The organism is Mangrovibacter plantisponsor (assembly GCF_003182475.1).
In the GTDB taxonomy this organism is placed as follows: domain Bacteria; phylum Pseudomonadota; class Gammaproteobacteria; order Enterobacterales; family Enterobacteriaceae; genus Mangrovibacter; species Mangrovibacter plantisponsor.
In genome coordinates this window covers 382,294-393,192 of sequence record NZ_QGTS01000004.1, presented here as the reverse complement: position 1 = coordinate 393,192, position 10,899 = coordinate 382,294, and the positions used below count along the sequence as shown (strand labels likewise).

Here is a 10,899-nt window from a genome sequence, read left to right as displayed (position 1 = left end):
GCAGCCTGGATATCGGGGCGAATGCGTTCCACTGGCGTGAAGACGGCGCACAGGACAAAGGCTTCCTGTTAAACCTGACGCACCATTTCTGATAATAAACCGCCTGTAACCGGGGGTAATAGCAAAGGGCGCAACCATTACTGGCTGCGCCCTGTTTAATTAACTGATTAGATTACCTGTCTACATCAGGAAACGTGTTGCAGGAACTCCTGCAAACGCTGGCTTGGCGGGTTCTCGATAAGCTCTTGTGGATTGCCGTCTTCTGCAATGCGCCCTTTATCAATAAAGATGAGGCGTGATGCGACTTTTTCAGCAAACCCAACTTCGTGCGTAACGATAACCATCGTCATACCTTCCTCCGCCAGGTCCTGCATTACTTTAAGCACTTCATGGCGTAACTCAGGATCCAGTGCCGAGGTGGGTTCATCAAACAGCATCATTTTCGGTTTAACTGCCAGTGCACGGGCAATAGCAACACGCTGTTGTTGGCCACCAGACAGTTCAGACGGGTAATGATTCGCGCGCTCTGCCAGCCCCACTTTTGCCAGCAGGTCTTTTGCCAGCGCTTCGGCTGCGGGTTTGGACATGCCGCGTACACGGGTTGGGCCAAACATCACGTTTTCCAGCGCAGTTAACTGTGGAAACAGGTAGAACTGCTGGAATACCATCCCGGCTTCCTGGCGAATCAGGCGCTCGTCCACTTTGGGGTCATTTACCTTCAGGCCATCAACAAACAGATCACCGCTGGTTATCTCTTCCAGTTTGTTAATGCAACGCAGTAAGGTGGATTTGCCGGAACCAGAAGGGCCAATGATAACTACCACTTCACCCTGGTTAATTTTTAAATCAATATTATGCAGCACCTGGGTTTGCCCAAAGTGCTTGGAGACATTCTTAAATTCAATCACAGGATTTTCATCCTTTTCTCAAAGCGACGCAGGATAAAGCTCAGAACAAGAGTAATGATGAGATAGATAACCGCTACAGCACTCCAGATTTCCAGTGCCCGGAAGTTACCGGCAATAATCTCCTGGCCCTGACGGGTCAGTTCGGCTACCCCAATGACAATAAACAGTGACGTATCTTTAATGCTGATAATCCACTGGTTACCCAGCGGGGGCAACATACGGCGTAAAGCCAGTGGCATGATAACGTAACGAATGGTTTCCCGGCGGGATAAACCTAATGCCAGGCCAGCTTCACGGAAGCCTTTATGAATAGACAACACCGCTCCGCGGGTGATTTCCGCAATATAAGCACCGGAGTTGATCATAATGGTGACAACAGCGGCTGTCAGTGGGTCAATACGCAAATCCGGGAAAGCCATTGGCAGTGCAAAGTAGATGAACATAACTTGCACGACAATTGGCGTACCGCGAATAACTTCGATGAATACCAGTGCGATGAGATTAGCGATTTTACCGCCATAAGTACGGGCAAAACCCGCTGCCAGGCCAATGATTAAACCACCAATTAACCCGAGGACAGAGATCCACAAGGTTAATCTTGCGCCTTCCATTAAGGCGGGGATGGCAGGCCAGATGGCGCTCCAGTCAAACTGCATGATGGGTTCCTGTTACCGTGTTTTTTAAAAATAGCAGGGGCGACCAAAAGAGCGCCCCTGGGACTGCTTTATTTTTTTATTATTTAGGCTCGGTATCGAACCATTTTTTATAAATAGCGTTGTACGTACCGTTCGCTTTCAGAGTTTTCAGCGCTGCGTTAACTTTATCGCGCAGTTCATCGCTACCTTTCGGGAAAGCAATACCATATTCCTGAGCTTCCAGCGATTCACCTACAGCTTTGAACTGACCATGACCCGCAGTTTTGATGAAGTAAAGAATGTTTGGTGTATCGTGCAGAACTGCGTCGGCACGGTTGGTACCCAGTTCCATATATGCGTTATCGATATTGGGGAACTGGTGCAGTTCTTTGGTTTTGATATGCGCTTTAGCATAATCAACAGAACCGGTACCACTTTTCACTGCAACAATTTTGCCGTCTAAATCTTTAACGCTTTTAATGTCGTTATTGTTGGCTTTAACCATTACTAACAAGCCACTGTGGTAGTAACCATCAGAGAAATCGACCGCTTTTTTGCGCTCGTCAGTAATGGTGATACCTGCCATAGCTACATCAATGTTTTTGGTTTGCAGTGCCGGAATAATCCCGCTGAAGTCCATCGGTTTCAGTGTGTAATCCAGTTTCGCTTCTTTAGCAATAGCGGCCCACAGGTCCACATCAAACCCAACGTATTTATCGCCCTGTTTGAATTCAAATGGCACAAATGCAGTATCGGTTGCCACAATCAGTTTTTTCTCTGCTGCGTGCGAAGAAGAAACAGCAAAGGCCAGGGTAAGTGCAGCCAGTGAGACTTTTAAAATAGACTTCATAGCATTTCCTTAGTTAAACCTTGGGGCAAGCCCCTGCGAAAGCATGCGCAACATGAAAAAATCGTGCCAGATTTACAACATATTGTTTTTGCTTATGAGGGATATGTAACATCGCACAAACAGTGATGCAAGGTGGTATTGATGCACCATTGTGGGGCTTTGTTATGGTGCATTGCATCACTCACCAACTGGGTGGTGGTTTTTGCTGCGTATTTCGCTGAAACAATAGCCGTATTTTACGTTTTTGCAACTAATTAGACTTATCTTATTTACCTGATCCGAAAAAAAAGCGCACTGGAGTGCGCTTTTATGGTGCATGTCGCTTAAGTTAACAGCGTAACTAAGCGTTATGGCTGCTGTAGTTTTAATCGATGTTGGACTCGATGAACCACAGGAATTTGTCCAGATCACGGGATGCCGCAGTGAAAATATCCGCCGTATCTTCGTCTTTCGCTTCTGTAATGGCTTTACGTACATCATTTGCCACGATAGCGTAGCGATCAGCCAGCTCTTTCAGGTGATCCTGAACGGAATGAATATCCAGCGGATAACTTTTCAGTGGTGTCTGGGTAGTGATTACCTGTGTGGTGCCAAGAGCTACCCCGCCAAGCTGTACAGCACGTTCCGCCATGGTATCCAGGTGGTCTGTTAATGCAGTCCTGAAACCGTCCAGCATTTCGTGTACAGCAATAAAATTGGCGCCGCGCATATTCCAGTGAGCCTGTTTGGTGATCAGTGACAGGTCAATAAACTGAATCACCTGACGGTTAAGTAATTCAATAGTGGCTTTTTTATCACTGTCAGCGACATCATTACGCGTATACAGAAGGTCAGTTTTATTCATTTTAACCAGTTTCGCAGTACTCATTGTCGATATCCTCTCTCGTCAGGTTCCAAATTTCTTACGGAACCAATTATAGCAGCTACTCAGTGGAGGTTATTTCTGTCACTACCTATCAGTTAAATAGTTATCGCAAGCATTGTTTTATATTTTTATTCTAAATCAATTGGTTATATTGATTTATTGCCGGGTTGATGCAGGGTTGATTATCAGAATGTTCTTTATGAATATATCTTCCGGGTGGGGTTCGTGTGTTACAAAATAAGCTTGCTGCCTTGATGTGACTTGTTTTCTTTGAAGAAAAGCCCGTTTGAACGGGCTGTTTATGGCAATATATGTTGGGGCAAAAAATAGATGTAAATATTAGTTAATATCAACTCTCTGTATTTTTGCATCACGGCGCAGAGTCATAGTTGAGCCTGCAGATGCAACAATAATAGAAATAAGCGCCAGACCCTGAGGCCAGGTGAGTGTTTCACCAAGGAAAATTAACCCGGAAATAGCAGCAAGGGCAGGTTCCATACTCATTAAGGTGCCAAATGTACGGGTTGGCAGGCGGGTAAGGGCAATCATTTCCAGAGAATAAGGTATTGCGGTGGATAATAACGCAATACACAACCCCAGAGGGAGTACTCCCCAGTGCCATAACCCGGCGCTGGCCTGAAACATGCCCAGCGGCACAAAGACGACAGCGGCTATCAGAGAGCCCATCGCCACCGTTGCCGGGCCATGATCAGCCCCTGCGCGGTGGCCAAAGAGTATATACAGTGCCCAAAATGCCCCGGCACCCAGTGCATACAGCGCACCGGCTAAATCCACGCCGGCAACATTTTTCCCCAGAGGTAACAGAAACCATAAGCCCAGTACAGCCAGAATCACCCATACAAAGTCAACCACCCGCCGCGAAGAAAAAAGGGCAACGGCGAGCGGACCGGTAAATTCCAGAGCCACAGCAATGCCCAGTGGAACGGTGCGAATAGACAGGTAAAACAGGTAGTTCATCCCACCCAGTGCAATGCCGTATACCAGCAAAGGGATACGCTGCTCCGCAGTAAAACGCAATCTCCAGGGTTTAAAGAAGAGAGCCAGCATCAGGGTACCCAAAGCCAGACGTAAGGCTGTCACACCCGGCGCGCCAACCTCAGAGAAAAGTGATTTAGCCAGCGATGCGCCACTTTGAACAGAGATCATGGCAATAATCAGAACAAAAACAGAGAGCAGAACAGATTTTCGGGATTTGCGCAGTTGTGCTGGCATGAGCGTCCTTTCATCAACAGATTTAGTCGTTAGGCCACAAGGCAAAAGCGACGCTTATTCTAGAGGATTTTAGTGGGGCTGGTTGATGTTCTATTGAAAAAAAATGGCGGAAGGCGGCATACAATAGCCATCCATCAGGCTTATGAATATAACGCGCATTAGGAATAATCCTTTATTAATACAAATTATAAGTGATTAGTAAATAAACGCTGTTTGGTTTACTTGTATGAAAATTAAGGAAAATTAATCTTCAGGAAAGTTTCTGTTACAGGAAATTCTGCGTTAGACAACACAAAACGGCAGGAGTTTCTTCCATAAGTTTGATATATTGGACACTTACGGAATTATTTGAAGCACATTTGAGGTGGTTATGAAAAAAATTGCATGTCTTTCAGCACTGGCTTGCGTTCTGGCCGTTTCCGCAGGTTCTGCATTTGCAGGTACCAGCACTGTTACTGGTGGTTACGCTCAGAGCGATATGCAGGGCGCTGCTAACAAAGCTGGCGGTTTCAACCTGAAATACCGCTACGAATTTGATAACAGCCCGCTGGGTGTTATCGGTTCCTTCACTTATACCGAAAAAAATCGCAGTGAAGACAGTGTGTACCATAAAGGCCAGTACTACGGTATCACTGCAGGTCCTGCTTACCGCATCAACGATTGGGCAAGCATCTACGGCGTAATTGGTCTGGGCTATGGTAAATTCCAGCAGACTAACTACCCGGAAAAAGGTGACATGAGCGATTACGGCTTCTCCTACGGTGCTGGTCTGCAGTTCAACCCGATCGAAAACGTTGCGCTGGACTTCTCCTATGAACAAAGCCGCATCCGTAGCGTTGACGTTGGCACCTGGATCGCTGGTGTAGGTTACCGCTTCTAATTCCTTTCGGGGAATAAAAATCCGCCTGATGGCGGATTTTTTTTGCCTGCAATATTGCTATTGCTACACCCTAAATGCGCATTTAGCGCGAATCTGCCCCAAAGCTGTCTTCACCCAGCTCCTGCCAGAGTATTTTTCTTAACTTAAAATTGGTGACATAACGTGGGCCTGCTGAATCTGCAGAGTGAAAGGTGTATCGCCACGGAATCTGTTGGGTTTTAATGCCTGTCCATTGAGAAAAGAACAGCAAAAAATCATTTGCAGAACGTGGTGTTGTATTCACCTTATGCGTTTTGTCATCACTGGACAGTACCAAAAACGGCACCTGATAATTTTGGTGAAACTTATCATCATGCGCAAGATATTGGTTTCGCGTACCACGTTCATGAAACGTTAACCCATGGTCAGAAAAGTAGGCTAAAGAAAAGGATTCACCGCTTTGCTGCAGTTGCTGGTAAAGATCTCTTAACAGCGTGTCGGTTTGGGTAATGCTCTGCAGGTAGCACGATGTTTCTTCAGAGGTCACAAAAGTGCTGTAACGCCCTTGTGTGCGGTCACAGGCTTTTGGGTGAGAGCCCATCAGGTGCAGCACAATAAATTGCGTTGGCTGGCGCTTGACGGCCAGTACCTGGGCAGTCAGTGACAGGAGTGATGTGTCCTGGCTACTTTGGTTATCTTCAAAGTCGCCATCTTTGAGAAATTGCATTTCGTCTGCATGCCGGGCAATGCTGGCGACTGGCGTGTCATATTGCCCGATTTTCCCCTGGTTAGAAAACCACCATGTCTGGAAGCCGGCGCGATTGGCCAGTGTGACGATATTGTTCTGGTATTGTGGCTTACTGTTTTCAACCTGGTTTAATGTCAGGCCAAGGGATTTTTGTGTTGATGCGCTTGCAGAAATGTAGTCAGTGTACAGTACGCCATTGGCGTGGCTTGCAAACGGGGTATTATCCCACTGGCCGCCAAACGCACCCAGTGCATCACGGCGGGCACTTTCACCTATAACCAGAACGTAAAGATGGTATCGCGCTGCCACCTGGGTAATTTGCCAGGTATCTTTTTGCATAGCGAGCTGCTGCATCCGTTCGAGCTCGCGCACGACCGACTGGTTATTTTCCACTACATCCATCACAAACCTCACCACCGGGTAACCGGTGTCTTTCAGAGCAAAAACCCCGCCATACAGCCGGTTTTGCACTGGAGCAATAAAAATGCACACCATACTGAAGGCACAACAAAGAGCGGTAACATAACGTTTTGGTTGTACCGTTGCCCGCGGGCGGCGCAGCGCATAAAACGTCAGTAACAAAATGAGGAGCGCAATAGCGTAACTGTGCCATGGGAAGAGCGTTAAAATCTCGGTCGACTCTTCCATGTTGGTGGCATGCAGTGCCAGTAGTGTGTTGAAGTTGGGGGCACCCCAAATCATGGCAAATGGGTAATAGAATACGGCGAGCAGGCCAGATACCAGAATGAGTACCTTCTGGCTCCTGGGGGAGAAGGTATAAAGCGCAACCAGCAGAGAAGCAAAAGCACAGGCATAGAGAATACTTATGCCGTAACCCATCGCAGTATTAATAAAAAAAGCCAGAACAAAATAGAATAACGGCCAGAAATCAAAAGATAAACGAGTAATGGCGGGTGTGTCTTTTGTAATAAAGCTCATAAGTTGTGCTTCAAAAAGCGCCGTCGAGACCCAGGCACAAAGGTGTAGGTATGCCTTGCTGTTTCAGCTATCAGATTTTCTTATGCAAGGTGAGGCAAAGATAAAGCGTTGCAGGGCGAAGTTCAACGGGATACCGGCATCCGTTTTGAGAGGAGGGTTACAAATTTGACAATAATATTACAGCTGTGGTGCACGGCAGGCTGACCACAGCCGGGAAGTCATTATCAGGCGCGTTTGTCGTCGCAATTTTGTGGTGTGCTGCTAAGCCGTTCACACAGCAATTGCAACAACATCAGGCGCACTTTAAAAGGAGAATGGCTGAACACGTTTAGGCACCTCTTAACTTCATTCATTGTGACCTCCCTGGTGGCATCTGTAGGGTTACCGGCTTTCCGTGCTGGTTGTGTTATATACAGATATAGCACGAGCTATATTATATAGCTATGGCTATTTATGTTTTTTTTGCGTCCGGGCCTTGCTGGATTACAATGACAGCCCCGTGATGACACCATCGCGAAAGAAAGAGGAAGCACTATGGTCCGTCGCGCCGGAAAAAATAATACGGATAGCGCCACTCAACTGGTTAATGTTGAGGCGCATGTTGAGGGTTTTCGCCAGGTTCGGGAAGCGCACCGGCGGGAGCTGGTTGATGATTATGTTGAGCTTATTTCTGATTTGATTCGCGAAGTAGGGGAAGCCCGTCAGGTTGATATGGCGGCGCGTTTGGGGGTTTCTCAGCCTACTGTCGCAAAAATGCTTAAGCGTATTGCCGGTATGGGTTTAATTGAGCAGATTCCCTGGCGTGGAATCTTTCTGACACCCGAAGGGGAAGCGCTGGCACAGGAAAACCGGGAACGTCACCACATTGTGGAGCACTTTTTATTAGCGCTGGGGATAAGCCCGGAAACTGCCCGGGTGGATGCGGAAGGTATGGAGCACCATGTCAGCGAGGAAACCCTGGCGGCATTTGCGCGTTTCACCCAACAGCAGCAGCGCGAACAGGAACCTTGCTGAAAGCTGAATGCAAAATACCGGCAATAAGAAAACGGAAGCGACCACAGGCCGCTTCCGCTTTTTTATTATAGAGACGCCGCATAGTCTCAGTTCAGGCGAACAGGCATACCAGAGCGTTGCTCGACAGCCTGGCTCAGAACATCCTGGTTAACGTCGGGTTCATTAGTAACAGCCTGGACACTTTTGGTCAGGGCAATTGGAACCACTTCGTTATTGGTCATTTGTGCTTCCGTTGTTGACAGCGGATTATGCACTTCAATGAACCGTGAACCATCTGGCTCGGTGGTGGCTTTTACCGGTTCATCAATAAACTGAACACGGGTACCAACCGGCACATGATCAAATAAATATTTAATGTCTTCAGCACGCAGGCGCACACAACCGTGGCTTACACGCAGGCCGATACCAAAGTTGGCGTTGGTGCCGTGAATGGCGTACAGGCGGCCAATGTACATGGCGTACAGCCCCATCGGGTTATCCGGGCCTGCCGGAACAACGGCGGGTAGCGGTTTACCCATCTCAGCATATTCAGCATGCATCTTGGCTGTTGGTGTCCAGGTGGGGCCCGCTTTTTTCCGCTCAACTTTAGTTACCCAGTTAATCGGAGTGTCTTTACCTAACTGACCAATACCAATCGGCAGTACAACAACCGTTTTGGTACCCGCCGGGTAGTAATACAAACGCATTTCAGCACTGTTGATAACAATGCCTTCATGGGGGGTATCCGGCAAAATCAGTTGTTGAGGAATGTTCAGCACGGTACCCGGTTTCGGTAAGTACGCATCCACGCCCGGGTTTGCCTCAAGCATGTTGGACAACCCCATTTGGTATTCTGATGCATAGTATTCCAGCGGCTCCTTACTGCCTTCTGGAATAGTAACAACCTGATTTTGACCAATCAAACGGCTGCCGTCGGTGGGCAGGGGATAGGTCACAGCCGAGGCGGTTTTGCAGAAACTCACCACAGAAAATGCTGCCAGTAAAAGAGTACGTAATTTCATGTTCATATTGCGCTATGCAAGTCACGATGCCACTTGGGCCGTTAGTTGAAAAAACAGGTAGTGGCGCATTATAGGTTTATTCTTACGTGCTGGGAATTCAGATGTGGATGAAATCACATTTTTTTTCTTCAGCGGAGAAAATGGAGTGAACCACTGACGGGCGTCATGGCAGGTTTTGTGGCATAATAGATCGTTTGTCACATTTTTTTGGGAAGAGAGCCTGTGTTAGTCACCAGTAATATCACCATGCAGTTTGGCAGTAAGCCGCTGTTTGAAAATATCTCAGTTAAGTTTGGCGGCGGAAACCGCTATGGCCTTATCGGCGCCAATGGTAGCGGCAAATCCACCTTCATGAAAATACTGGGGGGTGACCTGGCCCCGTCTGTTGGGAATGTGTCCGCCGATCCGAACGAACGTATTGGTAAATTGCGCCAGGATCAGTTTGCGTTTGAAGAGTTCACCGTGCTGGATACCGTGATCATGGGCCATGGTGAGCTGTGGGAAGTGAAGCAAGAGCGCGACCGCATTTATGCCCTGGCTGAAATGAGTGAAGAGGATGGCTATAAAGTTGCCGACCTCGAAGTGAAATATGGCGAAATGGACGGCTATTCCGCCGAGGCGCGCGCAGGGGAATTGTTGCTGGGAGTGGGGATCCCTATTGAACAGCATTATGGGTTAATGAGTGAAGTGGCCCCTGGCTGGAAACTGCGTGTGTTGCTGGCGCAGGCACTGTTCTCTAACCCGGATATTCTGTTACTTGATGAACCGACCAACAACCTGGATATCGATACCATTCGTTGGCTGGAGCAGGTGCTTAACGAACGTGAAAGCACCATGATAATTATTTCCCATGACCGCCACTTCCTGAATATGGTCTGCACACATATGGCAGATCTCGATTATGGTGAGTTGCGTGTTTATCCGGGCAATTACGACGAGTACATGACGGCGGCAACCCAGGTGCGTGAACGCCTGTTGGCTGATAATGCCAAGAAAAAAGCACAAATTGCCGAGCTGCAGTCTTTTGTCAGCCGCTTCAGCGCGAACGCATCAAAATCCCGCCAGGCAACCTCCCGTGCCCGCCAGATTGATAAAATCAAACTGGATGAAGTGAAAGCGTCCAGCCGCCAGAACCCGTTTATTCGCTTTGAACAGGACAAGAAACTGTTCCGTAACGCGCTGGAAGTGCAAAAGCTTAAGAAAGGTTTTGATAATGGCCCGTTGTTCAGCGATGTGTCGTTGTTGCTGGAAGTGGGTGAACGCCTGGCTGTTCTGGGTACCAACGGCGTGGGTAAATCCACATTGCTGAAAACCCTGGTGGGTGAACTGGTTCCTGACGCTGGTGAAGTCAAATGGTCTGAGAACGCGAGTATTGGCTATTATGCTCAGGATCACGCAGCCGACTTTGACAACGACCTGACAGTGTTTGACTGGATGAGCCAGTGGAAACAGGAAGGTGATGATGAGCAGGCCGTGCGCAGTGTGCTGGGGCGTCTGCTGTTCAGCCAGGATGATATTAAGAAACCGGCCAGCGTACTGTCGGGTGGTGAAAAAGGGCGGATGCTGTTCGGCAAACTGATGATGGAAAAGCCGAACATCCTGATTATGGATGAGCCGACTAACCACCTGGATATGGAATCTATTGAATCGCTGAATGCCGCGCTGGAACTGTATCAGGGAACACTGGTTTTCGTTTCCCATGACCGCGAGTTTGTCAGCTCACTGGCAACCCGTGTACTGGAGATAACGCCTGAGCGTGTTATCGACTTCACTGGTGGCTACGAAGATTACCTGCGCAGCAAAGGCATTGAGTAATCGGTTTTTTAGTTAGTAACACGGCTTCCGGG

General features: G+C 48.1%; 11 protein-coding genes. 3 read left to right on the top strand and 8 right to left on the bottom strand.

Features of this window, described 5'->3' with window-relative positions:
- Positions 1–185 precede the first annotated feature (185 nt).
- From glnQ to rhtA, 5 genes are all read right to left on the bottom strand, one after another.
- The gene (gene glnQ, locus DES37_RS08745) at positions 186–908 is read right to left on the bottom strand and encodes a glutamine ABC transporter ATP-binding protein GlnQ (protein ID WP_036107528.1); all 723 of its coding nucleotides are present in this window, start codon (positions 906–908) and stop codon (positions 186–188) included.
- Entirely contained in the window at positions 905–1,564 is a 660-nt protein-coding gene (glnP, locus tag DES37_RS08740) for a glutamine ABC transporter permease GlnP (protein ID WP_110025547.1), read from the bottom strand. Before glnP ends, glnQ begins: the two co-directional genes overlap by 4 nt.
- A gap of 79 nt (positions 1,565–1,643) precedes the next feature.
- Positions 1,644–2,393 carry a glutamine ABC transporter substrate-binding protein GlnH gene (gene glnH, locus DES37_RS08735; RefSeq protein ID WP_036107535.1) on the bottom strand — a complete coding sequence of 250 codons (750 nt, stop codon included), beginning with the start codon at positions 2,391–2,393 and terminating at the stop codon, positions 1,644–1,646.
- A gap of 364 nt (positions 2,394–2,757) precedes the next feature.
- Positions 2,758–3,261: a DNA starvation/stationary phase protection protein Dps gene (dps, locus tag DES37_RS08730; RefSeq protein ID WP_110025546.1), complete on the bottom strand. Its 504-nt coding sequence runs from the start codon at positions 3,259–3,261 to the stop codon at positions 2,758–2,760.
- 336 nt (positions 3,262–3,597) lie between these two features.
- Positions 3,598–4,491, bottom strand: a complete 894-nt coding sequence (gene rhtA, locus DES37_RS08725; protein WP_110025545.1) for a threonine/homoserine exporter RhtA — start codon at positions 4,489–4,491, stop codon at positions 3,598–3,600.
- 370 nt (positions 4,492–4,861) lie between these two features.
- Here rhtA and ompX point away from each other — a divergent pair, with 370 nt between their 5' ends.
- On the top strand, positions 4,862–5,371 hold the full coding sequence (gene ompX, locus DES37_RS08720; protein ID WP_110025544.1) for an outer membrane protein OmpX: 510 nt from the start codon (positions 4,862–4,864) through the stop codon (positions 5,369–5,371).
- 82 nt (positions 5,372–5,453) lie between these two features.
- On the opposite strand, the gene DES37_RS08715 is transcribed toward ompX, so the two are convergent.
- Together DES37_RS08715 and mntS are read right to left on the bottom strand one after the other, a co-directional pair.
- Positions 5,454–7,037: a phosphoethanolamine transferase gene (locus tag DES37_RS08715; protein WP_110025543.1), complete on the bottom strand. Its 1,584-nt coding sequence runs from the start codon at positions 7,035–7,037 to the stop codon at positions 5,454–5,456.
- Between the two features lie 224 nt (positions 7,038–7,261).
- Entirely contained in the window at positions 7,262–7,390 is a 129-nt protein-coding gene (mntS, locus tag DES37_RS08710; protein ID WP_072006928.1) for a manganase accumulation protein MntS, read from the bottom strand.
- A gap of 181 nt (positions 7,391–7,571) precedes the next feature.
- On the opposite strand from mntS, the gene mntR reads away from it, so the two are divergent.
- Positions 7,572–8,051 carry a manganese-binding transcriptional regulator MntR gene (mntR, locus tag DES37_RS08705; protein WP_110025542.1) on the top strand — a complete coding sequence of 160 codons (480 nt, stop codon included), beginning with the start codon at positions 7,572–7,574 and terminating at the stop codon, positions 8,049–8,051.
- Between the two features lie 86 nt (positions 8,052–8,137).
- Here mntR and ldtB read toward each other — a convergent pair whose 3' ends face one another.
- Positions 8,138–9,058, bottom strand: coding sequence for a L,D-transpeptidase (gene ldtB, locus DES37_RS08700; RefSeq protein ID WP_110025541.1), 921 nt, complete (start codon positions 9,056–9,058; stop codon positions 8,138–8,140).
- Positions 9,059–9,274: 216 nt separating this feature from the next.
- Between ldtB and DES37_RS08695 the strand changes: the two genes are divergently transcribed.
- A complete protein-coding gene (locus tag DES37_RS08695) occupies positions 9,275–10,867 on the top strand; it encodes an ABC-F family ATPase (RefSeq protein ID WP_110025540.1) in 1,593 nt (530 codons plus the stop codon).
- Positions 10,868–10,899: the final 32 nt, after the last annotated feature.